Annotated in this window: 22 protein-coding genes; 3 read left to right on the forward strand and 19 right to left on the reverse strand. The window is 39.9% G+C overall.

From position 1 onward, the window contains the following. Positions 1-34: 34 nt before the first annotated feature. From CQA58_RS04115 to lolA, 11 genes are all read right to left on the reverse strand, one after another. Positions 35-625, reverse strand: a complete 591-nt coding sequence (locus CQA58_RS04115) for a Crp/Fnr family transcriptional regulator (RefSeq protein WP_115569460.1) — start codon at positions 623-625, stop codon at positions 35-37. Between the two features lie 4 nt (positions 626-629). Beyond that, positions 630-1448: a carboxylating nicotinate-nucleotide diphosphorylase gene (gene nadC / locus CQA58_RS04120; protein WP_115569461.1), complete on the reverse strand. Its 819-nt coding sequence runs from the start codon at positions 1446-1448 to the stop codon at positions 630-632. Beyond that, a complete protein-coding gene (gene nadA / locus CQA58_RS04125) occupies positions 1445-2461 on the reverse strand; it encodes a quinolinate synthase NadA (protein ID WP_115569462.1) in 1017 nt (338 codons plus the stop codon). Before nadA ends, nadC begins: the two co-directional genes overlap by 4 nt. 9 nt (positions 2462-2470) lie before the next feature. Then, positions 2471-3262, reverse strand: a complete 792-nt coding sequence (locus tag CQA58_RS04130) for a phosphatidylserine decarboxylase (RefSeq protein WP_115569463.1) — start codon at positions 3260-3262, stop codon at positions 2471-2473. Next, positions 3263-3799, reverse strand: coding sequence for a hypothetical protein (locus CQA58_RS04135; protein WP_115569464.1), 537 nt, complete (start codon positions 3797-3799; stop codon positions 3263-3265). Beyond that, entirely contained in the window at positions 3800-4345 is a 546-nt protein-coding gene (locus tag CQA58_RS04140) for a hypothetical protein (protein ID WP_115569465.1), read from the reverse strand. It lies immediately after the preceding gene. A 3-nt stretch (positions 4346-4348) separates the two neighbouring features. Continuing rightward, positions 4349-5215 (reverse strand): menaquinone biosynthesis prenyltransferase MqnP, encoded by an 867-nt coding sequence (mqnP, locus tag CQA58_RS04145; RefSeq protein WP_115569466.1) that lies wholly within the window; start codon positions 5213-5215, stop codon positions 4349-4351. A gap of 46 nt (positions 5216-5261) precedes the next feature. Further along, the gene (locus CQA58_RS04150; RefSeq protein ID WP_115569467.1) at positions 5262-6518 is read right to left on the reverse strand and encodes a ComEC/Rec2 family competence protein; all 1257 of its coding nucleotides are present in this window, start codon (positions 6516-6518) and stop codon (positions 5262-5264) included. Further along, a complete protein-coding gene (locus CQA58_RS04155) occupies positions 6519-6803 on the reverse strand; it encodes a DUF1294 domain-containing protein (protein WP_170126737.1) in 285 nt (94 codons plus the stop codon). Between the two features lies 1 nt (position 6804). Continuing rightward, the gene (locus CQA58_RS04160) at positions 6805-8322 is read right to left on the reverse strand and encodes a Na+/H+ antiporter NhaC family protein (RefSeq protein ID WP_115569469.1); all 1518 of its coding nucleotides are present in this window, start codon (positions 8320-8322) and stop codon (positions 6805-6807) included. A 61-nt stretch (positions 8323-8383) separates the two neighbouring features. Then, entirely contained in the window at positions 8384-8890 is a 507-nt protein-coding gene (gene lolA, locus CQA58_RS04165) for a LolA-like outer membrane lipoprotein chaperone (RefSeq protein WP_115569470.1), read from the reverse strand. A gap of 92 nt (positions 8891-8982) precedes the next feature. On the opposite strand from lolA, the gene secA reads away from it, so the two are divergent. The 3 genes from secA (at position 8983) to CQA58_RS04180 (ending at position 19795) form a co-directional block, all read left to right on the forward strand. Beyond that, entirely contained in the window at positions 8983-11517 is a 2535-nt protein-coding gene (gene secA / locus CQA58_RS04170; protein ID WP_115569471.1) for a preprotein translocase subunit SecA, read from the forward strand. Further along, complete coding sequence (locus CQA58_RS04175; RefSeq protein WP_115569472.1) at positions 11514-12725, forward strand: ABC transporter permease; 1212 nt, start codon at positions 11514-11516, stop codon at positions 12723-12725. The genes secA and CQA58_RS04175 overlap by 4 nt, the downstream gene beginning before the upstream one ends. A gap of 149 nt (positions 12726-12874) precedes the next feature. Beyond that, positions 12875-19795, forward strand: a complete 6921-nt coding sequence (locus tag CQA58_RS04180; RefSeq protein ID WP_115569473.1) for an autotransporter outer membrane beta-barrel domain-containing protein — start codon at positions 12875-12877, stop codon at positions 19793-19795. 10 nt (positions 19796-19805) lie between these two features. Here the strand turns inward: CQA58_RS04180 and CQA58_RS04185 are convergent, their stop codons facing one another. From CQA58_RS04185 to CQA58_RS04215, 8 genes are read right to left on the reverse strand one after another with little or no spacing between them, the layout of a single operon-like run. After that, on the reverse strand, positions 19806-20096 hold the full coding sequence (locus CQA58_RS04185) for a thiamine-binding protein (protein WP_115569474.1): 291 nt from the start codon (positions 20094-20096) through the stop codon (positions 19806-19808). 9 nt (positions 20097-20105) lie between these two features. Continuing rightward, positions 20106-21035 (reverse strand): hydroxymethylbilane synthase, encoded by a 930-nt coding sequence (gene hemC / locus CQA58_RS04190; protein WP_115569475.1) that lies wholly within the window; start codon positions 21033-21035, stop codon positions 20106-20108. Further along, positions 21010-21456, reverse strand: a complete 447-nt coding sequence (locus tag CQA58_RS04195) for an FxsA family protein (protein ID WP_115569476.1) — start codon at positions 21454-21456, stop codon at positions 21010-21012. The genes hemC and CQA58_RS04195 overlap by 26 nt, the downstream gene beginning before the upstream one ends. 3 nt (positions 21457-21459) lie before the next feature. Then, positions 21460-23142, reverse strand: coding sequence for a proline--tRNA ligase (locus CQA58_RS04200; RefSeq protein WP_115569477.1), 1683 nt, complete (start codon positions 23140-23142; stop codon positions 21460-21462). 3 nt (positions 23143-23145) lie between these two features. Then, positions 23146-24438, reverse strand: coding sequence for a glutamyl-tRNA reductase (hemA, locus tag CQA58_RS04205; protein WP_115569478.1), 1293 nt, complete (start codon positions 24436-24438; stop codon positions 23146-23148). Further along, positions 24438-25346 (reverse strand): polyprenyl synthetase family protein, encoded by a 909-nt coding sequence (locus tag CQA58_RS04210; protein WP_170126738.1) that lies wholly within the window; start codon positions 25344-25346, stop codon positions 24438-24440. Before CQA58_RS04210 ends, hemA begins: the two co-directional genes overlap by 1 nt. After that, positions 25336-25731: a hypothetical protein gene (locus CQA58_RS08220; protein WP_170126739.1), complete on the reverse strand. Its 396-nt coding sequence runs from the start codon at positions 25729-25731 to the stop codon at positions 25336-25338. Before CQA58_RS08220 ends, CQA58_RS04210 begins: the two co-directional genes overlap by 11 nt. Continuing rightward, positions 25724-25948, reverse strand: coding sequence for a DUF2018 family protein (locus CQA58_RS04215; protein WP_115569480.1), 225 nt, complete (start codon positions 25946-25948; stop codon positions 25724-25726). Before CQA58_RS04215 ends, CQA58_RS08220 begins: the two co-directional genes overlap by 8 nt. Between the last annotated feature and the right edge of the window lie 8 nt (positions 25949-25956).

A 25956-nucleotide genomic window follows, 5' to 3' on the forward strand; every position in this document is an offset into this window, starting at 1 on the left:
AATACTAGAGAAAAAGCAAAAAAATGTCGGTAATTTAGATTACGATTTTGAGAGTTTTTGTTTTATTTTCCTCTATAATCACCCCCTCTTTTATCATTGCCAAGATTTCTTTGGAGAGTGCAGGGCGTGAGACTCCCAAAAAGTCGGCAAGTTCATAGCGTTTGAGTGGGGTTTGGGGGTGGGAGCTGAGGTAGTGAAGGATTTTTTCTCTCAAAGAAGCTTTGCTAAGGAGTTGAATCTTATTGGAGAGATTGAAAGCCTTTTTGGCTAGGACTTTATTCATCGCTTTTGACATATGAGAGAGGACAAAGTCTTTGGGGATAGCTAGAAGCTCCCCTTCTTGTGCCATAAGCGTATAGTAGGGATAGGGAGCGTCCAAAAACAGCACCACCTCTCCAAAACACTCTCCCCTCTCCTCAAATACAGCGATGATATTGCGTTTGCCCTCCAGCGTATTCTCACACACATACACCACCCCACTTAGCAAAATATAGAGGTATTTTGGAATATCTTCAATCTCAAAAATACTCTCACCCTTTTTGAAGTGCAAAATCTTGCTAGAAGAGAGGATAAGGTTTTTGTCCTCAATATCAGAGAATAAAAAGTGATTGAGTATTTCTCTCAACTTTTTACCCCTCCATTTTTAGGCTGATATCTATCCAAGTGGCTTGGTGGATTAGACTTCCACTAGAGATTGCATCTACTCCACTTTGGGCGTATTGTGTGAGGTTATCTAGTGTGATATTTCCACTTGCTTCAAGCAAGATATGAGGATATTTGGCATTACGAATCTTTACAACCTCAGAGATAAGTAAGGGGGACATATTATCACACATTACAATATCTGCCCCACTCTCAAACGCCCTTTCACACGCCTCTACACTCTCACACTCCACTTCTATTCTACAAGTGAAAGGCAATTTGCTTCTAGCTTGAGAGATGAAGGCTTTGAGATCGTAGATATGGGCCAAATGCGTATCTTTAAGCATCAAAGCGTCATCTAAGCCAAAGCGATGATTCTGCCCTCCACCATTTTGCACAGAGTATTTTTCAAACGCTCTTAACAATGGGCGAGTTTTGCGAGTGTCTAGGAGTTTGAGAGAGGTGTTTTGAAGTTTTTTTGCGTATTTGCTAGTGTGAGTGGCAATCCCACTGCTATGCTGAAGCATATTTAGGGCTGTTCGCTCAATTTTTAGCACTTGCAGATAACTACCGCTAATTTTTCCTAGAATCTCCCCTCTCTCAAAGCCCTCAGAGTCTTTTTTGTATAGCTCCAAACTTAGATGAGTGATTTCGCACAATGCTCTAAGATAGCTCTCTCCTGAGAAGATTCCACTCTCTTTGGCTAAAAACTTTGCACTCACCTCTCTATCTTCTGCCACTCTCTCAAAGAGATCTCCCCTCCCTATATCTTCACTCAAAACCTCTTTGACAAAAGAGTGTATCACTTGGAAAGCTCCATCATCTTATCTAATGCCCTCTTAGCAAGTGCAGAGATATTGCTATCAAGATTGATTTCATTATATGGCTCTCCTCTCTCATAAGCCTCTAAAACATTGATAATATCATCAAGTGTGGTTTCATTCATTGTGGGGCATTCAGGCTTGGTTGAAGAGAGGACAAAGGTGTAATTCACCCCATTCACAGGCTTTCTTAGGCGATTGACTAGATTAAACTCCGTTCCCACTGCCACTCTTTGGGTAGGCTCTAGGGAATTGACAAAATTGATGATTTGACTTGTTGAGCCTACAAAGTCTGACTTTGCCACCACTTCAGGGGGGCATTCAGGGTGCGTGGCGATGAGAATATCAGGGAATTTAGCTCTATAAAACTCAATATCCTCTACGCTAAAGAGCTGATGAACCGAGCAAAATCCATCATAGCAAATAATCTCAGCTCTCAAAACCTCTTCTTTGCTACTCACTCCTAGCACAGCTGAGGGGATAGAGTGCCTTTGGGCAAGGTTTAGCCCTAGACAGCGATCAGGGAGGAAGAAGATTTTTTTGTTGTGGCTTTTGGCATATTCAAAGATTTTACTTGCATTAGCACTCGTGCAAACCACTCCACCCATCTCCCCTACTTTGGCTTTGACTTCGGCATTGGAATTGATATAAGTGATTGGGAAAATATCTTCTTTTTTTATCCCATAGCTCTCCATAAGCTTGATACTCTCATCATAATAAGAGCTATCAATCATTCTAGCCATAGAACAACACGCAAGGCGTGGCATAATCACACGCTTTTGAGGGGAGAGGATTTTGACACTCTGCCCCATAAATCCCACTCCACAAAACACCACCAAGCTTCTAGGATTGCCACTTGCATTTCTTGCAAGCTCCAAACTATCCCCCACCAAATCTGCCACTTCTACGATTTCATCTCTTTGATAATAATGTGCCACAAGCAAGGCGTCATTTCTATCTAGCAACTCTCTAATGCGTTTTGCTTTCTCTACGCTCATTTTCTCCTCCTAGCTGATAAATTCCCCCACACTCTCTCCAAACCTTACCTTATCCCCCTCTTTGGTAAATGGAGAGTAATCTTTTTGAAAAGTCAAGATTGTAGAACCCATTTTAAACAATCCCACTTCTTCTCCTTTGGCGATGAAAATGGGTGTGGGGTAAGTGTAGGCAGTGTTGATATTGGCTTTGGCATTGGTGTGGATTCTGCTCTCACAATGCACCACCATTTGCCCCACATTCAACGCCCCAATCGCTACATAAAACATTTTATGCCCTAGACTATCTCTAGCCACTAGCACGACTCGCTCATTGCGGATAAAGAGGTTTTGATTTTTTTGCAAAGAGGGGCGATTGACAGGCAAAAGCTCTCCTGCAAAGTAGCGAATCTCTTCAATATGCATATCACTTGGAGCGTGAAAGCGATGGTAGTCTTTGGGGGAGAGATAGAAATTTGTATAAAAATACTCCCCTTCCACCCCCTCTCCAAGCAATTCTCTCACACAATAATCCATTCCCTTAATCTGCAATGCCGTATTATCTTGCACTCTACCCTGCTCCATTATCAAAGAATCACAAGGGGAGATGATGATTTGAGGGTTAGAGTCAAAACTTCTAGGAGTTTTAAGCTCTCGTGTAAAAAGAGCATTGAGTGTTGGATAACTCTCAATAGAATCAAACTCGCTCAAATCAATATCAAAAATCCTCACATAGCTTTGATTGACAATCTTTTGAAACCATTTGGGGAATTGATGAGAAGCAAATTTGCCAAAATATCTTGAGAGAGTATTACTATCTAGCATTTATTTTCCTTTGTAGGCGATATTTGAGAGTTGCAAAAAGAGTTCGATTTCTCCTCTTGTGATTCCAAGCTCTTTGGCGATTACTTCAGGACTCTTGCCCTCTTCTAAGAGTGCTGAGATTTTTTTCTCATCGATACTTGTCGCTGAGCTTGAGAAAAATTCTAGCTCTTTAATCTTGCCATCAAGACTACTGAGGTTGTCAGTGGCTAGGCGTATCTCATCATTGACTTTTTGCTCAATACTCTCTAAATGCTCAAAAGTCTTGCTCAATGAGTGTGTAAGAATATCTTTGGTTTGGCTCTCTACTTGGTTTTGAATCTCTATCGCCCTCTCCTCTTGCTCTCCCTCAACCTTTTTGATATATTGCTGAATCTTATACATTTCTTCATAAAGATTATCAATCGCGTTTTCAAACTTATCTAGTCTTCTTGTCGCTTCCAAATCTTTAAGATAAGTAAAAAGCAAAATCAAAAATGAAGCAAGACCGATAAATCCACTCAAAACTAGATTTAAATTTTGCTCAATCCAAGGCATCATCTAAAACTCTCCTTCTCTTCTGCTTCTGATCTCCATTCTCTCGCACTCTACCACATAGCTATCATAGCTTTGATTGTGCATTGTGCCAATTTTAACAATTTTAGCAATATGAGGGGTTAGCATAGTGAAAAACAAAGGAATGATTTTACTTGGAAATACGGGCAAATCAAATCTTGCATAATAGGTTTTCCCCACCTCTAGCTCTTCTTCAAAGCACAATACCCCATGCCCAATGCTATGGGTTTGGATTTGTTTGTGAAGTGGAAGGAGTGGGGATTGCTGAATGGAAAGTTTTTGCTCCAATCTCTCTAGCTTCTTATACACCTCTACAAGAAGCTCTAGCATTACTTCATCTCCCTCATAATCCCTTCCTTTGGAGAGTTTAAGCCATTTCTCAATCCCACTCTCCTCAATTTGATTGAGCCTAATGTATTCTTGGAGATATTTTCCCTCAATCTCTTGCACCTCTTGAGCTTCCACATCAAGCACACATCGTGCAATCCTTGTTTCTAGTCCTATCTCTTTGCATAAATTCAAAAAATCCATACTCTACTCCATTACCAAATCTAAAATCATCATTACCAAAAACACAAATCCCAAATACCCATTACTCACAAAAAACGCCTTAGGAATGTGGGCAAAATCTTTGCTGACAAGGTATTGCTCATATCCCAAAATCATTGCACAAAGCCCAAGCCCCACATAAGCAATCTCTCCACACCCAAACAAAGCAAGGAAAATCCCCCAAAAGATAAGCGTGAGGAGATGAAAGATTCTTGAGATAAGAAGCGTTTTTTTCGCTCCAAAAATACTAGGGATAGAGTGCAATCCCTCTTTTTTGTCAAACTCCATATCTTGCAAGGAATACAGCAAATCAAACCCTGCCACCCAAAATAGTACCCCCAAGGAGAGTGCCACACACCACAGAGGAATCTCCCCTAGCACTGCGATACTCCCTGCAATAGGTGCAAGTCCTAGACTTAAGCCCAAAACGATATGAGCTAGATAAGAAAATCGCTTCATATAAGAGTAAAACCCCAAAATCAGCAAAAATGGGATTGAGAGAGAGAAAGCTAAAGTGTTGATAAAATAACTCACCACTACAAACCCCAAAGCATTACCCAAGATAAGAATCCTCATCATCTTAGGAGAAACTCTCCCATCGACACTTGGACGATTTTTTGTGCGAATATTTTTGCTATCAATATCTCTATCTACATAGCGATTGACACTCATTGCAAAATTTCTAGCAAAAATCAATGCCAAAGCACACAAAAGAAGCAAAGAAGTTCCAAACCATAGAGAATGATTCTTTTGCATTGAGGCACACAAAAGTGCAATCAGCATAAAAGGAGCAGAAAAAATCGTATGCTCAAAAGCGACTAGCTCACTAAAATCTTTGAGTCTTTTTATCAATCACCTCTCCAAGTTTTTAAAATTTTTAAATCTGTGATTTTACTCTCTATATCAGTATTTTTGTCATCAAAAATAACCAAAATGCAAACCCCACCCCCAAACTCAAGTCATACGCACTCCTAAAACGCATAGCCAAAAGCGAAATACACAAATGAAAGAGGAGCAAAATTGTAGGCGTGTAAATCTCTGCCACCTCTAGCTCCAATCCCAAAGCCCACTCCAACACCCTATCCCCCACTCCTCCCAATCCCAAACAATGCAAGACAATCATCACAACAAACCACAAAGGAAAAATCACGCTTAGCGGGATTGAGAGGATTGAGAAAAGGGAAAAAGCCCCAAAGACATAATGCACCAAAGGAAGCATTTGCAAAAAAAGTGCAATATTGAGCAAAATTGCGATTTTGAGCCATTGGAGTTTGCAAGAATCAAAGTGAAAATAGTGAAAAAATAAAAAGATATAAAACACTCCAGAGATTGAGAACCAAAACCCAATACTCAAAAGGAGTGAGGGGAAGAGTGCCACAATAGCAAGGGAGCAGACAAGCAAAAAAGAAAAGCTAAGAAGCCTTAGATGACAATAGACAAACCCCAAGGCCACTACACTCATCACATATGCCCTCAAAAATGCAGGAGGTGTGCCAATAAAAAGCATATAAGCAAACAACACAATCCCACTGACGACCCCCATATCAAAAAGTCGATTGCGATAGGTAAAGTAGCGTTTTTGCAAAAACTCATAAGGTTTGCCCAAAAGCATATATAACGCCCACGCCAAAATCCCCAAATGCAACCCACTAATTGCAATGAGATGAGAGATGTGCAATGCACTTGCAATCTCCCTCCACTCCTTTGGCAAAAAAGAGGCAAAAAACAGACTTTCAAAGAGCTTGGAAATCAGAGGGTTTGAGTGCTGAGATTGAACAAAATAAAAAGGAGAGTGAAAGGGACTTGAGGGAAGAAGAGAGAGGGAGTAAGTGATGAAATAACAGCTTTTGAGTGATTGGAGAAAATCACAATCATATACTTTGCCATAGAGTGATACTTCTTTATTGGAAAGATCTTTTAAATCCTCTTTGCTTGAAGTGTAGAAAATCTGCCCATTTTGAGCTTTGAGTTTGAAAATAGTTTTGGAGTTTTTTTCATATTGTGCCAAGACTTTGGCTTTAAACTCAAAGGGAGTGTGAGGAATTTGAGAAAATTGATAATACTTCCACCCCACCCCTAAGACAAAGACTAGGAGAGCAAGAGCAAAAAATATCCCCCATTCTTTTTTGCCCTCTAAAAACTCTCCCTTCCTCACCTAAAAGCACACCCACAAAACTAAGGCATTAAGCACACAAGATTGTATGGCAACTAGAGGGAAGTAGAAATGTTTGCTTTTGTGTCTGAGTTTGTATATCCCCCACAATGCCCCCAAACTCCCCACCACACTCCAAAGCAAAAGAGTTTTTTCACTCACTCTTGGCTTATCTTTGATACTTCTTGCCTTATCAAGCCAAAAGAGAAAGAGTGTAATCAAACTGCAAAACCCCCACACCCCCAAAAGGATAAAAAATGCAAGATGAGTTTGCAATATCTCTCTCATCTTACACTCCTTGCAATTCCCCTCCATACTTGCTTTTAAGATAAGCAAAGATAGCAATCAATGCCCCTCCACCCAAAAGCATAGAAAACAAGGCATTCCCACTCAAAGAAAGAGCAAGGAATGAGATAAAAGCACAAAATGCAGAAATAGAGGCATAAGGAAGTTGAGTGATAAAATGGCTCTGAAGCGAACACCCTGCTCCAATAGAGCTAAGAATCGTTGTATCAGACATTGGAGAGGTATGATCTCCATACACTGCTCCTGAAAGCACAGCTGAGATTGCAAAAATTACGCTCCCACCACTTTGCACAGCCAATTCTATGGCGATAGGGATCATAATCGCAAAGCACCCCCAGCTTGTCCCCGTGCTAAAAGAGATAAAGGCTGAGATGAGGAATAAAAGCAAGGGTAAAAGCACCAAAGCACTAGAGGGAAGAGAGGTTTTGACAAGATTGCCTAGATACACACCTGTTTGCAAATCTTCTTTGATAACAGGTCCTATCGCCCACGCCAAAATCAAAATCACCACAGCAGGAAGCATTGCGTTGATTCCTTTAAGAAAGATATTTGGAATCTCTGAGGTCTTAAGATAGGGCATAGAGAGCAAAAATGCCAAAAGCAGAGCAATCAACCCCCCACAAAAGAGAGCAAAAGGCGTATCACAATCTCCTAGCATACTCAATAATTCCATAGAGCCTGAGTTTTTATACCCTGTGTAGAAAATCATAAAAGTGATTGATACCACAAGAGAGAGGATAGGCAAAAGCAAAAGAGAGATTTTGCTAGGTGGGTATTCATCTCTATGATCTTCTTTTTGACTAGAGACATTGATATTTTTTCTCATTGCAGGGAGATTGACTTGCCACAAAATCGCCAAAAACACTCCCAAAAGTGCAAACCACGCATAGAAGTTGCTCCCCACACTACTAAGCAAAAAAAGCAATGGACTGCCACTTTGCTCAGGGGCACTTTTTTGCAAAACTCCGATGATATAAGCCCCCCAGCTAGAGATTGGCACTAGCACACAGATAGGGGCTGAAGTGCTATCGATGATATAAGCCAATCGCTCTTTGCTTGATTTGTGCATTGCATTAAGTGGTTTGGCAATCTGTCCGACTGTGAGGGCATTGAAATAATCATCGATAAAAATCACAATCCCTGCAAAAAACGCACTAAACTCTGAACTTCTTGTATCTTTGACTTTATCTCTTGCCCACTCTACAAACGCCCCCACACCTCCTGAAACCAACACCACTTGAGAGAGGATTCCCAAAAAGAGCGTAAATAAAAACACATAGATACTATCCCACACCAAGCTCACCCCACTCTCAGAGCTGTATTCATAAAATACTGATGAGATTTTCTCATACACATAAGAGAGGATTCCTAGAGGTTCTTGATAGTGTAAAATCACGCCTCCTAGCACAATCCCTACAAACAAGGACAAAACAACACGCTTAGTCAATAACACAAGTGCAATCACGACAATTGGCACAAGCAAACTCAAAGATGAATTCATATTAAGAGTTCCTTTGTTTTAAGATAGCTAAAAAGCAAACCCTTAAATACTAGCAAACTTTTTATTCTTCAATCACATCAATTCCACTTGGAATCTCAAAAACAAACTCTTCTTTTGGGATTTTTTGGTTTAAAACCACATTTTTTAGAGTGATGACTACCCCCTCTCCCAAACTATCTTCATAGAAGATTCTTTCAGGGAGATTGTTTTGGAGCTGGATTGTATAGGTGATATTGTCAATTTTGGAGTGATACAAGTTTGGATCTTTTAAATCTTGTTTGGCTTTTTGCAAAATTGCAATGAAGTCAAGATGAGCTTCGATTCTTTTGATAATCACTTGAGAGAGCATAGGCTCATAGGCGATAACCTTATTGGCATTGATATATACCACTTTTTTGAGGGGTGTGGTGTATTCCCACTTGGCAAGATTGGGTGAAGTGGCTACAAATCTTCCCTCATAAGCGATGGGTTGAGATTGGATACTTTGAGTGAAATCGGCTCTAATAGAGTTAATCTCAAGCCCAAAAAGAGATGAAAAAATCAAGAAAAAAGAGCAAATCTTTTTCATTTATGCTACCCTTTGAAGTTTAATTGAAGTCGTATTTTATAGTGTATATGTTAAAATCTATGACAAAGAATAACAAAAGGTGGAAAATCGATATGTTTCAATCAATTTTTGGCTCTATTTTTGGGACAAGAAATTCAAGAATGCTCCATAAATATGAAAGCAAAGTGAAAAAAATCAATGCTTTGGAATCTCATTATCAAGCTTTGAGTGATGAGGAGCTAAAAGAGGCTTTCAATGCCCTCAAAAACAAGGTGCTTACCCAAGAGTTAGGACTAGATGATGTGCTTTTTGATAGTTTTGCTATCACACGAGAGGCAAGTAGAAGAATCTATGGCAAACGCCACCACGATGTTCAGCTTATCGGTGGAATGGTTTTGCACGATGGCAAGATTGCAGAGATGAAAACAGGGGAAGGGAAAACTCTTGTAGCCACCCTTGCAGTCGCACTCAACGCAATGGTAGGCAAAAGCGTTCATGTCGTAACCGTCAATGACTACCTAGCCAAGCGTGATAGTGAAGAGCTTAGAGAGCTTTATGAGTTTTTGGGCTATTCTGTGGGAGCAATCCTCTCTAGTACCCCTGAAGAAGAGCGATTGAGAGTGTATGGTTGTAATATTGTGTATGGGACAAACAATGAATTTGGTTTTGACTACCTAAGAGATAATATGAAATACTCCCTAGAGCAAAAAGTGCAAAAAGATCACTATTTTGCAATCGTAGATGAAGTGGATTCTATCCTTATCGATGAGGCTAGAACTCCTCTTATCATCTCAGGTCCTGCTAATAGAAAGCTAGAGAATTACCAACTTGCCAACTCTGTGGCAAATGCTTTGGAAAACGAAAAGCACTTCAATGTCGATGAAAAAAATCGCACGATTTTACTCACTGAGGAGGGAATCCTCAAAGCCGAAGAGCTTTTTGGTGTGGATAACCTCTACAATATCGAACACGCAGGACTAGCTCACCACCTAGATCAAGCCCTCAAAGCCAATTACCTCTTCCTCAAAGACAAAGATTATGTCCTCCAAGATGGCGAAGTAATCATCGTCGATGAATTCACAGGAAGACTAAGTGAGGGGAGAAGATTTAGTGAGGGACTTCATCAAGCCATTGAAGCCAAAGAGGGAGTAGAAATCAAAGAAGAGAGCCAAACCCTAGCAGATATCACTTTCCAAAACTACTTCCGACTCTATGAAAAACTAGCAGGGATGACAGGGACAGCTCAAACTGAAGCAGGAGAGTTTTTGCAGATTTACAACCTTGATGTTGTCTCAATCCCCACAAATATCCCTATAAAGAGAAAAGATTTTGATGATTTGATTTACAAAAGCGAGAGAGAGAAGTTTGAGGCAGTGATTGAGAAAATCAAAGAACTTCACGCCAAAGGACAGCCTGTGCTTGTAGGGACAGCAAGTATTGAAAAAAGTGAATTGCTCCACGAACTCCTCAAAAAAGAGCGAATCCCCCACACCGTTCTCAATGCCAAACAACACGCAAAAGAAGCTGAAATCATCAAAGACGCAGGAAAGAAAGGAGCAGTAACCATTGCTACAAATATGGCAGGGCGAGGGGTGGATATCAAGCTTGATGATGAGATTAAAGAGCTTGGAGGGCTTTATATCATCGGAACAGAGCGACATGAAAGCCGAAGGATTGACAATCAGCTTAGAGGTAGAAGTGGGCGACAAGGTGATCCAGGGGCATCGCAGTTTTATCTAAGCCTAGAAGACAATCTCTTGCGTATCTTTGGAAGCGATAGAATCAAAGGCATTATGGAGAAACTAGGGCTAAAAGATGGAGAGCATATCCAATCAGGGCTTGTAACTCGCTCAGTAGAAAACGCTCAAAAGAAAGTAGAAGGATTGCATTTTGAGTCAAGAAAACACCTCCTAGAATACGATGATGTGGCAAATGAGCAAAGAAAGGCAGTCTATAAGCTAAGAAATCAGCTCTTAGATGAAAACTTTGATATCACTTCCAAAATCCTAGAAGATAGAGAAATGCTTATTGATCAGATGATTCAAAACCTAGGAATCTTTCATCAAGTCAGCAAAGAAGACGCACAAAAACTCACAGCCCAATTCCAAGAGGGCTTTGGGATAGAGCTAAAGGATTTAGAGGGCTTAGATGTGGAGAGCTTGAGGGAGAAGCTTTTAAAAGATCTTGAGAGTGATTATGAGGAGAAAATGGCAATTGTAGGGGAGAAACAACGCCACGAGATTGAGAGAATCATCTACTTGCAAATCCTAGATAACACTTGGAGAGAGCACCTCTATATGATGGATAATCTCAAAACAGGAATTGGGCTTAGAGGATACAACCAAAAAGATCCACTTGTAGAATACAAAAAAGAGAGCTATAACCTTTTCTTAGAGTTGCGTGATACTCTCAAAGCTGAAGCTATCAAAATGCTTCATCTCCTCAAAATCCAACCCCAACAAGAAGAAGCCAACCAAAGAGCCTTGCAAAACCTTGAAGAGCAAAACGCCCCACTCCCCTCCTCTACCCCATTTGGTAACAAAACAGCTAGAAATGAGCTTTGCCCTTGTGGAAGTGGGAAGAAATTCAAACAATGCCACGGAAAAAGTGGTCCCAAAAAAGGACTTCTTGCAAAAGAGGGGAAATGAAACTCACTTCCTTTCTCCTCCCCAAATATCTAAAATTTGACAAAACCCAACCCTTCATCTTCATCACCACTCTTTTGGCATTTCTAGGGATTAGTATCGGAGTAATGGTGCTATGTGTGGCAATGGCGATAATGAATGGAATCAACAAAGAATTCAAAGAAAAAATCTTTGTGATGAACTCCCCTCTCAATGTCAAAGCCTATGGCAAAAATGCTATCCCCAAAGACTTGCTCTATGAACTCCAAATCAATTTCCCCACCCTCTCTTTCAGCCCATACTTACAATCCCACGCTATTATCAAGACTCGCTTTGGGATTTATCCTGTGGCGATTTTTGGTGTGGATTTTGAGCTTGAGGCTCACAATAACCCTATCCTTGCCAAAGCTTTGGAGGGGAAAAAGGGCGTTCAAGAGTTTGGAGTAATTATGGGAGAGGACTTTGCCAAGTCCTATGGGGTGCTTGAGGGAGAGAAGTTGACATTCTTTTTCACAGAATTCTCTCCCAATGCCATTAGCTTCACTCCCACGATGAAACGCTTTGATGTGGCAGGGTTTTTCCACTCAGGCATTCGTGGATATGATAGAGGGTATAGCTATACCACCCTCTCCTCTATCGCCAAACTTCGCAATATCGATGAAAAACACTATGATGGAATCCACATCAACACTCCCAATCCTATGGAGGACTACAAAGCTATTTCTAGCTTTCTTGAAAAGAGATTCAAAGATAGGTTTTTTGTGGAGGGGTGGTGGCATCAAAATGGCAACCTCTTCTCAGCAATGGAGCTAGAAAAAAGAGCATTGTTTATCGTGCTTTTGCTTATCATCTTGATGGCTTCACTCAATATCATCAGCTCCCTTCTTATGGTGATAATGAATCGTAGGAAAGAGATTGCCCTGCTTTTGAGTATGGGAGCAAGCAAGAGGGAGATTCAAAGAGCATTTTTCTCTATTGGGTGCTTTATCGGACTAGGAGGGGTAGGAATTGGACTATTACTTAGCTTTGGAGTGATGAGTTTCCTAGATCACTTCCCTATCATCTCTCTCCCTGCTGATGTATATGGGACAACCAAACTCCCTCTAGATCTCTCATTGCTTGATCTAAGCCTCATTATCTTAGGCTCAATCCTCATCGTGCTTCTCTCAGCCTACTACCCTGCTAGAAAAGCTAGTCAAATCAATCTCCTAGAAGTGCTTAGAAACGAATAATCAAACTTTTTCTCATTTTCTCTCCATTTACTCTTGACAAGTAGGGGGGGGGGGTAGGTATAATTCTTTCAATAGTTGTTTTTCAAAATGACACAACCTGTCGCAAGAAAATTGAAAAATCACATAAAAATTTTGAATAAGGAAAAATAATGAGAAAGAAAAAGATTTTCACTCCTATTGTAGCTGTAGGATTGGCGATGAGTTTGAGTGTGGGGAGTGAGGTGGATATTGAGATATGGACAACTCAGATAGAAAATTTCCATTTTAGTCAATTTTCTGATGCCAGTACTTACATAGATCGATATTTTTATGCTCCACAGAATGGATCGGAAGAACTTCTTGATTCATTCACACTTTCATTTGCCAATCGTCCAACAGCCAATCAACTCACTCTACAAAAAACAGGGAATGGAAGTGGGACTCTAGCATTGGGAGGAGCTAATTCCGTAAATTTTACAAGTGGAGCAGGAGTATGGATTAGTGAGTTTTCAATAGATTTTGCAAGAAGCGATATAACTTCATCCAAACAAATCTCTCTTATCTTTGGATATGGCTATATCAGCTCTCTTTCTCCATACGATTCATACAATGGAAACAAGACCACTTTTAATATACTTAATGGATATAATCGCAATGATACATTGGAAGTGCTTTTTACAGGAAGCACCAATAGCGATTTCACAATCAACTCTTCTAGCACAAACACGATAACTTTTTCAAAAGCTTATGATGGGACAACCATAGAAAACATAGGTGATATCACTATTAGTGGCAGTGATAGCAAAAATATTTTTAATTTTGAAGATATCACCTACCGAGGAACATTTACTAATGCTATAAGCACAGACACTCAAATCAATCTTAATAGCTCAACCACACAGTTTATCGGGGATATCAACACCACAGGTGGAGGGATTACCACCATCAATATTCTTGCTTCAGGAACAACCTTGCAGGGAAATATACTAGCAGATAATGGAAAAAATCTTCTTGAACTCTCCTCAAACACAACCTCACTCACTCTTAGCTCTACTTTTACAGCCAACTCCTCAGGGATCAACCAAATCAACTTCTCAAACACATCTCCTCTCACAATCACAAGTGAAAATGGATTGGTATTGAATGGAAATGCAACTTATGAGAGTGGGGGTGGAAATATTCTTGTGGGAGATAATAACCAATCGTTTTCATTACAAAATTCACAAGGAGAAGAACAGGCAATCACCACACAAAGTGGAATAACAAAAATTGATAGCATTTCTTTTGAGGGGAATATCCAAACTTCTGGGGGAATCACTCTATTTGGTGATTTTGATAGTAATGGCAATGACACTCGCATTGAGGGAAATATCATTGCCAATGGTGGCAATAATATTATTTCCAACACATCCATTTATGGCAATCAATGGTTGGCATACGGTAATTCCAAAAACATTTTCTACTCTTCAGATAATACTTGGATTGCAAGAAAAACGCTAGGTTCAAATGGCGAAGACGAAATTCAGCTTGGTGGCGATAATAATGGAGAAAATATTTTTTATATCAATGATGATGAAGCAATTCGTATTTATACATATGAGTATACTCCACTTTATATTGATGGGACAATTCAAACTATCGGTGGGACAAGTAAAATTATTTTTACAGGAAGTCAGGGAAGGTTTGAAGGAAAAGTGGTTGCTGATGGTGGAAACAATGAAATCATCTTTGAGCAAAGTGGAGATTTTTATCTTGGAGAGCTTCTTTGGGCAAAAGACACTTCGACAAATACAATGCAAGTTCAAAAGAATGTTTCAATTATTAGAAAAGAATTGAGAACAAATAATAGCAGTGGTGGAAATATTATCAATATTGAAAATGGAGCCAAATTAACTATTATCAATGATGATACAACATCCTATCAGACCAATTTACCATCTGGACAATACATTGTCTCAACAGGTGGAGGAAAAAACATATTGCGTTTTGAGGGAACAAGTGGAGGTTTCTCTGGAAGTATTATTGCGCGTGGTGCAGATAATGATATTGTCTTCTCTCAAAATGGAACTTTTGATATAAGTGGTGGAGATATACTTGATGGCAACTACAATACTATTTTCTTGGCTTCTTATAGCAACAACAATTTTCTTATTGGAAATAACTCAGTTATAATCTCCACAGTATTTTCAGCTCTTTCAGAATGCAATGCAAGCAATAGCTTTATCATCGGCAGTGGAGGAAGTCTTACTTTTTCCCAATCAGCTTCTTTGCATGCTGAGGAGAATAACAATGGTTCTGCTAATTTTACCATTGGAGATGGAGGGAGTCTCAACTTCACCAATGGGGGAGAAAAAACCTCTCTTATCTTAAAAGGTGGTGGAAAAACCAACATTGAATTTGACAACTATGGGAGCTTGAGTGGGAATATCCAAACTCAGAGTGGAACAAACACACTCTACTTCAAAAATAGTAACAAAGGGGTATCTCCCCATGCAATCCTAGATGCAAGTTTTGAAGCTACAAATTATGGGACAAATGTCATTAGTATCAATACAAATGGAACAATCCTCAAAAGCAATAATGGTTTGCAATTCTCAAGCTCTCAAGGTGGGAAAAATAGGGTTGAGCTTTTAGGAGATGGGGTTAGTCTAACTTTGCAAAATGTCTCTGATAGTCAAACCCAAACCCTCAATAGTAATGGAGTAAGTGAAGTGCATTTTGTAGGAGCAAACCAAACCTTTAATGGAAATATCCTCTCTCGAAGTGGGACTTCTACAATCACTCTTGGAGGAGTTGATAATAGCTCAAATGCTATTGTGGGCAAAGCTACTATCAATGGAAATATCACAGCAGATGGTGGAAATAACACCTTTAGCTTCCTCTATGATAGCTCAACCCTCTCTATGGGAGCTGGTAGTCAAATCATTGCAAACTCCACTTCTACCAATACCTTTACTATCGACAAAAATATCACTTTCCTCACAGATCTCACACTCTCAGGAAATGCCACAGACAATGGTGGAAATATCATCAATATTGGCTCAGGAAAAACCCTTGCACTTTTAACCTCCACAGAAGTTTTAGCTTCAGTTATCACTTCTGGGGGTACTACCTCAATCAATTTTAATGGGGATCAATCAAAATTGAAAGCCATTGTATCTACAACAACAAATGGAGCAAATACAAATATCAACTTCCACAATGATGGAAGCATCTCAGGTGGAGTAAGTACATCAGATGGGAAAACAAATATTGAGATTTGGAATGCAAGTGCAACACTCTATAATATCCCCTCAGAAAACTACGCACTCAAGACAACTGGAGGGAGTGCAAGTATTGACTTTAAAGAAACTTTAGGGAGTTTTAGTGGAAATCTCCTTGCAAATGGTGGGAGCAATACCATTACCTTTGCCAAAGATGGAACTTTTGATTTTAACTCCACCTTAAGCACAGATTCCACTTCTACCAACACCTTTACTATCGATAAAAATATCACACTGAGCAATAATCTCTCTATCGATGGGATAGGAAGTAATAATGCAGGCACAATCCCACAACAAGCTTATGGGACATTTTTCAATATCGCAGGTGGATCTAGCCTAACACTCTCTAATAATGGAGAAAAAACCTCTATCACAACCAATGGTAATGGAGCTACAACCTTAGCCTTTCAGGGAAATAGTGGGAGCTTTAGTGGAAAACTTATTGCTAATTTTTCATCAAAATCAGGGAAAAATCTAATTTCTTTTACCCAAAGTGGAAGTTTTGGATTTGATGCAATCCTTGATGCCCAACAAGGCTACAATAGAATGGAGATAAGCCAAGACATCACAATCACTACCGATATTTATGCCACTGGGGCAAGTGATGAGAGCGTAGATAAAGGGAATAGCTTTATTATTGATAATACTAAATCTCTCATTCTTAATTCAAATAATTCCAAAAAAACGATTTACACCCAAGGTGGAGAAACCACACTAAGTTTCCAAAAAACAGGAAGCTTCAGTGGAAATCTCAATACTACCAATGGATTGCTAGAGCTTGATTTCAAAACAATGGAAACAGGAGATTATACGATTGATTTAGACACTGATTTTTATGCAGGTGCAAATGGAGAAAATCGCATTAGATTCTATGATAGCACCAGAAATCTTATCTTGCGATCAGAAGGGGGATTTAGCTTCAGAGGAGAAGGAAATGGAAATAACTCTATTTTCATAGGATCAAGTGGGACAAAATTCACATTTACTGATAAATCAAGTGCTATACAAACTCTCACATACAATGGTGGAGAGAATACAATCACATTTGCCAATACAGGGCAAATACTTGAAGCAAATATCCTAAACACTCAAGGCAATCTGACTTTTGTTTTTGGTTCAAACGAAAAGGGAATAACGATAGGACAAGCTACTATCAATGGAAATATCACAGCAGATGGTGGAAATAACACCTTTAGCTTCCTCTATGATAGCTCAACCCTCTCTATGGGAGCTAGTAGTCAAATCATTGCAAACACCACTTCTGCCAATACCTTTACTATCGACAAAAATATCACTTTCCTCACAGATCTCACACTCTCAGGAAATGCCACAGATAATGGTGGAAATATTTTTAATATCTCTGGTGGCAAAGATTTGATTTTACAAGATTCTAGCAGTGCTATCAAAACCCTCTACACCACGGGAGGACAGAGTAAAATCACATTTGAGGGCAGTGGAAATCTAGTGGCAAATCTCTCTACAAGTGGAGGGGTTGCTACTGCAACTTTTGGTGGAGAAAGCACATCGGTAAATCTGCAAAATATAGTTGCAAATGGTGGAAACAATATCATCAATCTTGGAGCAAATGTTAGCACTCTGACAATTAGTCCAAGTAAGAGCATGAGTGCCACACAAGGAAGCAATACAATCAATGTAGAAAGCAAAAATCTCACTCTCTCTGGCTCTATCACATCAAGCTCAGGGCAAAACCATATCAATCTCAACACTTCAGATGGCATTCTTAATCTTAGCAGTGCCACATTCTCCACTTCTTCAGACAAAAACAATCATATCCACCTCAAAAATTCAGGCATTTTTATCATCACTACAAGCTCAGCAAACACCAATCATCTTACTTTTGATCTTGATAGCGATGGAGCTAAGCTCAATTTTGGTGGAGATCTTAGCACCATTGGGACAGCAATCAATTTCAATGCCAACAACACCACTCTCATTAGCAATATAACCACAACAGCAGGTACAACCACACTTACGCTCAACTCTCCCAAAAGTCGCGATGCTTGGAGAGAAATGAGTGCTTACATTGAGGGGAAAATCACCACTTCCAAAGGAGCAGAAACAAACCTTGTCTTCTCTTCCTCCAACCAAAGACTTATCCTCAAAGATGATGCCCAAATCACAAATATCACTCATCAAGCAAACAATGGCATCTCCTTCTACCACACTTCACGCTCTAGCACAGAGTTTAAAACCCTCACTATCGGCTCAAAAGATTCTGCTAGTGGTATTAGTGGAAGTGGATTGAGCTTTGTCGTCTATGCAAAGAGTAATGAGAGCAAAGAAAAAGCAGGAAGTCAAGTCTATGCTGATAAGGTTATCATCCACTCCTCTAGCAATAATGAAGTTAGCACTCATACTCTAGGGGTTGTCTTTGAAAATCAAGACACTCTCAATCTTGATGCAATCAGCTATACCAAAGGAGCAGATAATAATATCCTTATTGCCTCAGTGTCTGATAGCTCCAAAGTCAATTTCAATACTCAATCCACTCAAGTGCTAGGATTTGATGTCGCAAAGATTGATTATGTTACAGAAAGCACAGATGAGAATGGCAATACCTCAGGGAGTGGATATACAAGCTACTTTGTAGGCAAAGCCAAAGCTACAGAGGTTATAGAAGCCGAGCAAGAAATCACAGCCACAGCCTTTACTCTCAATTATGATTTGTATATGGCAAATCTTAACTCTTTGAATAAAAGAATGGGAGAATTGCGTGAGAATAATCATAGCCAAGGAGTATGGGCTAGAGTATTTAATGGGGCTTTAAGTAATGAGTTTGGACTAGGAAGTAAGAGCAATTACACTACTATTCAAGCAGGATATGACTATGCCTTTGGGTTTGAGGGAGCAAATAACTATCTAGGAGTAGCTCTCTCTTATGCACTCTCTACTTCTACTTCAGATAATAAAGCCTTTGATAGTAATGGAGAGCAAAGAGGGATTGATAATATTTATAGCAATGCAGTAGAAGTGGCTTTGTATAACTCTTATGTGAGTGATAGGGGTTGGTATAATGATAGTATTGCTAAATTTAGTTATTTGATGAGTAGCTTTGAGATTAGCAACTTTAATAGTGGCTCAATTACAAGCAATGATACTTCTAACTTTGCCCTCACTCTTAGTGATGAAGTGGGTTATGTCTTTAAGTTAGGAGAGAGTAAAGAGTGGAGTATCACTCCTCAAGTAGAAGCCACATTTGGATACTTTAATCAAAGTGATTTCAAACAAACTTTGGCTAATTCTACTGCCTATCTTGATTCTATGGCTGAGAGTGTATTGACTTTGAGAACTAGGATAGGAAGTGCATTTGGCTATGACTTTAAGAAATTCACTCAAAAAGATACTTTCAATGCCTCACTTTATGTAGGAGCATTCTATGAGTATGATTATGTGAGTGGGGGAGAGATTAAGATGAGCACTCAGAGAGAAACTCAAACCAACAAATACTCCAACCTCAGCTCTGATGGAAGAGTAGTAGTCAATGTAGGGACTAATATGTCTATCAAAGACAATACTAGAATCTACTTTGACTTTGAGAAAAGCTTTGCAGGGAAAATCAATACCGATTATCAAGTCAATGTGGGAGTGAGATATAGCTTTGGAGAGAGTGATGGATATAGCCCAATCCTTGAAAAAGCTGATTACAAAGCACCACTAAAGATTGAAGGAGAAGAAGATAAAGAGGGGGAAGAGAGCAAAGAGGGGGACAATAAAGAAAAAGAAGAGCAAGAGAGTAATGAGATAAAAGAAAAAAAGCAAGAGCAAAAAGAAGCAGAAGCTAGAGAGGATTCTACCTCTCAAGAGTAGGCAAGGAGGATTACACCTCCTCCAAAACTCTCTCTACTCTCCCCTCAAGCATATTTTTCCTCTGTGGATAGCAGTCAAATTTGGCAATGATATAAAATCTTTGAGAATCCATACAATCATAAGCGATTTGTAACACCTCCAAAGCCTTTGGCATATCCTCACATTCCACACTTGTCCCCATAGGGTTAAGATGAGCTTCAATCTCCCTATCTTCAAATGCTCTCAAAATCCTTGCCACCTCTCCCCTCTTGCTCACCTCTCCACAGATACTAAAAACACTCAATTCAAGCAATACTGCCATATTCTCTCCCTAAGCAAACGCCACTCTTGAAGCTTCTTGCAAAATCTCCTTTGCTCCTCTATCAATAAATCTCTTAGCAAATTCTTGTGCTAGAGCCAAATGATTGTTTCTATCTCCCAAAATACTATCTTCTAGCACTTTGCTTCCATCAGGCATTCCTAGTCTTGCTTGGAGTTTGAGCTTATCATCTTGCAAACTTGCGTGGATTCCGATAGGCACTTGACACCCCCCCTCAAGACATCGGATAAACTCTCTCTCACTCTCACAAAACAGCCCTGTATTCTCATCATTGAGCCTAGCAAAGAGTGGAGCAAACTCACTATCCTCTCTACACTCTAGTCCCAAAGCCCCCTGCCCCATCGCTGGAATCATCTCTTCCACACTCAAAGCTCTCATATATTTAACCCCCTCAATCCCAAGTCGATTAACCCCTGCTTGAGCTAGGATAATCGCATCAAAATCGCCATTTTTTAGTCGCTCTAGGCGTGTTTGCACATTTCCTCTCAAACTTTGAGTATCCAAATCTGCCCTTTTAAGCTTAATTTGCATTGTTCTTCTTAGAGAAGTTGTCCCCACTTTCGCCCCCACAGGCAGGGATTGCAAGCTTTCATAGTGATGAGAGAGGAAACAATCCCTTACATCTTCTCTTTGGGTGATTGCGATGAGCTTTAGTCCTTGAGGGAATTCCACAGGCACATCTTTGAGAGAATGCACTGCCAAATCAATCTCTCCACCTAGAAGCATTTCTTCAAGCTCTTTGGTAAATAACCCTTTTCCTCCGATTTTTGCCAAAGGCACATCTAGGATTTTATCTCCTTTGGTTTTGATGATTTTAATCTCGCTTGAGAGATTGCATTCTTCTTGCAACCTCTTAGCAATATAGTTTGCCTGCCACAATGCAAGCATACTTCCTCTACTTCCGATAATCACTTTTCTCATTTTCTATCCTCTCATTCTCTTCTATAACTTCTACATCAATCACTTCACCATATCGCTCTTCTCTCCCCTCACTTCTAGGAAAAAACCTATCCATAATCCCCACAAACACGCCATCAAGCAATCCCAAAGTAAGCAATACCCCCACACTATCACTCAATAACCCTGGCACGATCAAAAGCAAAGCTCCAAAAACTCTGCTTAGATTTGAAGCGATGATTTCTTTGGGATTCCTAGCATTTCTCAAAAACTCCACTATCCCCTCATTGCTCCCTGCCAACGCACTTGTTAGCAAGAAAAACCCCACTATCCCACTTAGCAGGATCTCCCCCACCAAGCTCCAAAATCCAAACTTTTGAGCAAATAGCACAAATGCTCCAAGCTCTGCAAAAAAATACACCAATACAAAGCCAAATACTCTCATTCCCTACTCTCCAAAAAGCTTAGAGATTTCCAAACTCTGCTTACTCAAATCCTCTCGTTTGACAAGCTCGACTTTTCCATTCTCAAGCTCTTTGCCGATAATATAGCCATAGGGGATTCCAAGCAACTCAAAGTCAGCGATTTTTGCCCCAAAACGCTCATCTCTATCATCTAGCAAAACTCTTTTGCCTTGAGAGAGCAAGTGGGCATAAAGCTTCTCTCCTATCGCTTTTTGCTCCTCATTTTTGATATTTGAGATAAGAATCATACACTCATAAGGAGCGATATTCTCTCCCCATATGATTCCCCTCTCATCGCATTTTTGCTCCACAATCGCTGAAATCAGTCTTGAAACTCCTATCCCATAGCACCCCATAATGAAGTTTTGTGCCTTTCCATTGCGATCTAGGAATGTCGCACCCATAGGGGCAGAATACCTATCTCCAAGTTTGAAAATATGTCCGATTTCTATTCCTTTTTGATAGCTTAGCTTCTCTCCACAGCACGCACACTTATCACCCTCTTGCACTGCCACCAAATCTGCAAAATCACTCACCCCCTCAAGCCTTACATAAGCGTGAGTATCAGCCTTGTTTGCTCCACTTAGATAAATCTCTCCTTGCTCTACCTCACAATCAAAGACTACAAAATCAGCCTTGCACCCTACCCCCATAAAGCCCACAGCATATCCCCTCTTCTCTAGCTCCTCACTCTCTATATCAAAAAGCTCCATTGCCCCACTCTCTTGCTTGACAATAGCATTATAAGCCTTAGTTTCTTCTAGCTCATCACTTCCTCTAAGGAAAAAGAGTGCAACCTTGCTTTCTCCCTCTTGCATTCTCACTCCCTTTGCAACGCATTTGAGGATATGATAGGGGGCGATTCCTAGAGTGCAAAGCTCTTGTATGCTTTTGAGATTTGGTGTTGAGATTTCTCCTAGCTCACGCTCTAGAGAAGGATAGGTTTTTCTCTTCCTTTTTCCTGCCTCAATATTACTTGCATATCCGCAATTTGGACAGATGATAAGTGTATCTTCTCCACAAGAGGCTAGAAGCATAAATTCCTTGCTCCCACTTCCCCCAATAGCTCCACTATCAGCCTCAACTACTGCATATTTGATTCCAAGCTCATCAAAAATCGCTCTATAAGTTTGCTCCATTACATCAAACTCACGATTGAGATCCTCAATGCTCTCATGGAAGCTATAAGCATCTTTCATCACAAACTCTCTCCCACGGATAAGCCCAAAGCGTGGTCTTAGCTCATCACGAAATTTTAAATGCATTTGATAGAGATTGAGGGGGAGTTGCTTATAGCTCTTCACTCTCCCACTCACACACTCCACTATCGCCTCTTCATGTGTGGGACCAAGCACAAAGTCTTGATCTTTTCTATCTTTAAATCTCAAAAGCTCTTTACCATATTTCTCAAATCTTCCTGACTTTTGCCATAGACTTGCAGGAGTTACAAAACCCAAAGAAAGCTCTTGAGCCCCTGAAGCGTCCATATGTTTTTTGATGATTTTTTTGATATTTTCTAGCACAGAATACCCCAAAGGCAAGAGATTATAAATCCCTGCACCCACTTGCTGGATATATCCTGCCCTCACTAAGTATTGTTGAGATTTTAAATCTGCATCTTTTGGAGCTTCTTTAGTGGTGATGATAAAGCTTTTACTCATTCTCATTTTTTAATCCTTTTTGTTTTTATAATACCCTTCGCAATTATAAGGGTTTTGATAGAGTTCATAATCTGCCAAATCAAAAAGCTTCTTGACATTTCCCAAGATAAAATCACTCTCAGGGCTTTCTTTTATGGTTTTGATATAGGTAGTGGGGTGATGAAGAAACTTATTGAAAGCATTATGCAAGACTCTCTCCACACTCTCATAACTCTCTTTAGGCAAAAATCCCTTTTTTATCGCTCTTTCAAGCTCAAGATGACAGCATTCTTTGGCTTTCTCTCTAAAGGCTTTAATGATAGGCTCTACATCAAGACTTTTAATCCAGCGATAAAACTCCTCGATTTGATTTTGCACGATTTTATAAGCGTTTTGCAATTCCTCTTCACGCTTTGAGATATTCTCACTTACAATCTCTTGCAAGTCATCAATGACAAACAATCTCACTCCACTAACCCTCTCAATATCTCTTGGCAATGCCAAATCAAACCAAAGTCTTCTACTATCCTCACTCTCTATCATCTCTTGAGTGATGATAGGGTGAGGTGCTCCTGTGGCTGAGAAAAGATAGGGGTGGGTGTGAAGCAACTCTTTGAGATTGCTCATACTTTCCACCTCTACCCCACTTCCTAGCTCATCTGCAAGTTTTTGGGCATTTTGGATTTGTCCTGAGAGAAGAATGATTTTAAACTCATTGCTAAGCAAATGTTTAGCACACAAGCTTCCAATCTCCCCTGTTCCCACGACAATAACTTTCTGACTTTTATCAGGTTGGCATTGCAAGAATTTTGCCACAGCCACAGAGGCTACTGAAACAGGGTTTTTGGAGATTTGAGTTTGATTCCTCACTAATGCTGCGGTTTTGAAAGCAAAATGCACCACACGAGTAAGAGCCTTTTTGCAAAACCCTTGATCAAAAGAGTAGCGATAGGCATTTTTGAGTTGCCCTGTGATTTGGGTTTCCCCTACCACCAAACTATCTAGGCTACTTGCCACTTTGAATATATGCCACACTGCCCTCTCTTGCAAATACAGCTCAACTCCTTCTTTGAGTTTGGAGAGTTCTATCCCACGACTTTGAGCCACAAAAGCCACCATTTCTTGCAAATCTCTCTCATCTAGCTCTCCATAGAGCAAAATCTCAAAGCGATTGCAAGTCGCTAGGATGATACATTCTTGCACTTTGGGAAAGGTAGAGAGAAAATGCTGATAGAAACTCTCTAGCTCATTTTGTGGGAGTGCGATTCTCTCTCGCACAGAAATATCTAGGTTTTTGTGTGAAAAACTCATAAGGGCATACATCAAAAACTCCTTTGAATCATTGCTTCAATCATCTCATCAAGCTTAGGATTATACCCCTTTTGAAGCTTAGAGGTTGCACTTTGGGCGTATTGTTTGGCAATTTCTATACTCTCTTTGATACTCCCATACTTCTCAAAACTCTCAAAAAGCCACTTTTTCTGCTCTTCATTTAGCTCTTTGTTGTGAAGCAAAACAAGTTTTTCTCTCTCATTTTCAGGCAAAGAGTGATAAAGCTTGATATAAGGCAATGTCGTTTTACCCTCCCTAAAATCATTCATCGAGGGTTTTCCTAGCACTTGCTCACTTTGAGTGATATCTAGCACATCATCAATGATTTGAAAAGCAATCCCAAGACACAATCCATAATGATGATATGCCTCTTCATCTTCTCCTATAAGAGAGGCTGAAGCTTTGGCACTAGAGGCGATAAGTGAAGCAGTCTTCTCTTCAATCATCAAAATATACTCTTGCATTGAAGGATTGAAACTCTTTGCCATAAATACATCTCTAATCTCTCCACTAGAGAGCAAACATACAGAGTTTGCGACACATTTTGCGACTTTGGTAGGAAGAGAGAGGAGATGATAGTAGGCTTTAGAATACAAAACATCTCCTAGCATTATGGCATTTTTGTTGCCATAGAGAGCATTTAAAGAATCCACCCCTCTCCTTTTCATAGCCTCATCTATCACATCATCATGAAGCAAAGAAGCAAGTTGAATAAGCTCGATAATAGAACAAAGCTTGATACTCTCCTCACTCTCCCCAGCAATCGCCAAAATCAAGCGACTTCTTAGCATTTTTCCACAAGAAATCTTAGAAAAAAGCTCTTGGATATAAGGATTGTCAAACTCTCCTACCATAGAGGCTACACCCTCACAAATCCTCTGTAAAATCTCATTGTGCATACACATCTCCATAAGTAACGACCTTAAAGGTGGCTTGATTACTTTTTTCATCATAACTCTTGAAAAAAACGACAAGATAGGGGGAAAGCCCTCTGATTTTGCCCTCTTCTGCAAGTTTGATTTTGAAAGAATTTTTTCTAAAGCTATTATACAAAATGCTCTGATGATTAAATCCATCATACTTTGCTAAAAACACCAAACCCTTATCCACATAAAGTGTCCAATGAAAGCTAAACTCCCTCACATCGCTATTGCTTATCAAAAGATTGAGTTTATAGACTTGATTGCGTAAGAGGGTGATTTCTTGCTCACTTGTCCAATTGGGGGCTTGAGAGAAAAGTGTGGAGAGAGAGAGGAGAGAGAGTAAAAAAAATCGCCTATTCATTTTGGCTTAGAATCTCACTCATTGAAGTGATTGCTAGATTTTGCATTTGCCAAGCGATATTTTCTCTTGTAAGCTCTTTGCCCTCACTCACTAGTTCGGCTTTGGCTAACTCTTCTAAAAGTCGCTCTAGCTCCCTTCCCACTACTGAAGGGTTAGCGTGAAATACAATCTCTTTCCACTTCTCAATCGCACTGCCCTCAAAAATCTCATCTAGCATTGCTTTTC

The organism is Helicobacter brantae (assembly GCF_003364205.1).
GTDB classification, from domain to species: domain Bacteria; phylum Campylobacterota; class Campylobacteria; order Campylobacterales; family Helicobacteraceae; genus Helicobacter_G; species Helicobacter_G brantae.

What these genes read in the sequence shown, in the direction of transcription:
- nadA (WP_115569462.1), bottom strand. Translation starts at nt 2,461, where the DNA reads ATGAGCGTAGAGAAAGCAAAACGCATTAGAGAGTTGCTAGATAGAAAT.
- CQA58_RS04130 (WP_115569463.1), bottom strand. Translation starts at nt 3,262, where the DNA reads ATGCTAGATAGTAATACTCTCTCAAGATATTTTGGCAAATTTGCTTCT.
- CQA58_RS04135 (WP_115569464.1), bottom strand. Translation starts at nt 3,799, where the DNA reads ATGATGCCTTGGATTGAGCAAAATTTAAATCTAGTTTTGAGTGGATTT.
- CQA58_RS04140 (WP_115569465.1), bottom strand. Translation starts at nt 4,345, where the DNA reads ATGGATTTTTTGAATTTATGCAAAGAGATAGGACTAGAAACAAGGATT.
- CQA58_RS04155 (WP_170126737.1), bottom strand. Translation starts at nt 6,803, where the DNA reads ATGAGAGAGATATTGCAAACTCATCTTGCATTTTTTATCCTTTTGGGG.
- CQA58_RS04160 (WP_115569469.1), bottom strand. Translation starts at nt 8,322, where the DNA reads ATGAATTCATCTTTGAGTTTGCTTGTGCCAATTGTCGTGATTGCACTT.
- lolA (WP_115569470.1), bottom strand. Translation starts at nt 8,890, where the DNA reads ATGAAAAAGATTTGCTCTTTTTTCTTGATTTTTTCATCTCTTTTTGGG.
- secA (WP_115569471.1), top strand. Translation starts at nt 8,983, where the DNA reads ATGTTTCAATCAATTTTTGGCTCTATTTTTGGGACAAGAAATTCAAGA.
- CQA58_RS04175 (WP_115569472.1), top strand. Translation starts at nt 11,514, where the DNA reads ATGAAACTCACTTCCTTTCTCCTCCCCAAATATCTAAAATTTGACAAA.
- CQA58_RS04180 (WP_115569473.1), top strand. Translation starts at nt 12,875, where the DNA reads ATGAGAAAGAAAAAGATTTTCACTCCTATTGTAGCTGTAGGATTGGCG.
- CQA58_RS04185 (WP_115569474.1), bottom strand. Translation starts at nt 20,096, where the DNA reads ATGGCAGTATTGCTTGAATTGAGTGTTTTTAGTATCTGTGGAGAGGTG.
- hemC (WP_115569475.1), bottom strand. Translation starts at nt 21,035, where the DNA reads ATGAGAAAAGTGATTATCGGAAGTAGAGGAAGTATGCTTGCATTGTGG.
- CQA58_RS04195 (WP_115569476.1), bottom strand. Translation starts at nt 21,456, where the DNA reads ATGAGAGTATTTGGCTTTGTATTGGTGTATTTTTTTGCAGAGCTTGGA.
- CQA58_RS04200 (WP_115569477.1), bottom strand. Translation starts at nt 23,142, where the DNA reads ATGAGAATGAGTAAAAGCTTTATCATCACCACTAAAGAAGCTCCAAAA.
- hemA (WP_115569478.1), bottom strand. Translation starts at nt 24,438, where the DNA reads ATGTATGCCCTTATGAGTTTTTCACACAAAAACCTAGATATTTCTGTG.
- CQA58_RS04210 (WP_170126738.1), bottom strand. Translation starts at nt 25,346, where the DNA reads ATGCACAATGAGATTTTACAGAGGATTTGTGAGGGTGTAGCCTCTATG.
- CQA58_RS08220 (WP_170126739.1), bottom strand. Translation starts at nt 25,731, where the DNA reads ATGAATAGGCGATTTTTTTTACTCTCTCTCCTCTCTCTCTCCACACTT.
- CQA58_RS04215 (WP_115569480.1), bottom strand. Translation starts at nt 25,948, where the DNA reads ATGCTAGATGAGATTTTTGAGGGCAGTGCGATTGAGAAGTGGAAAGAG.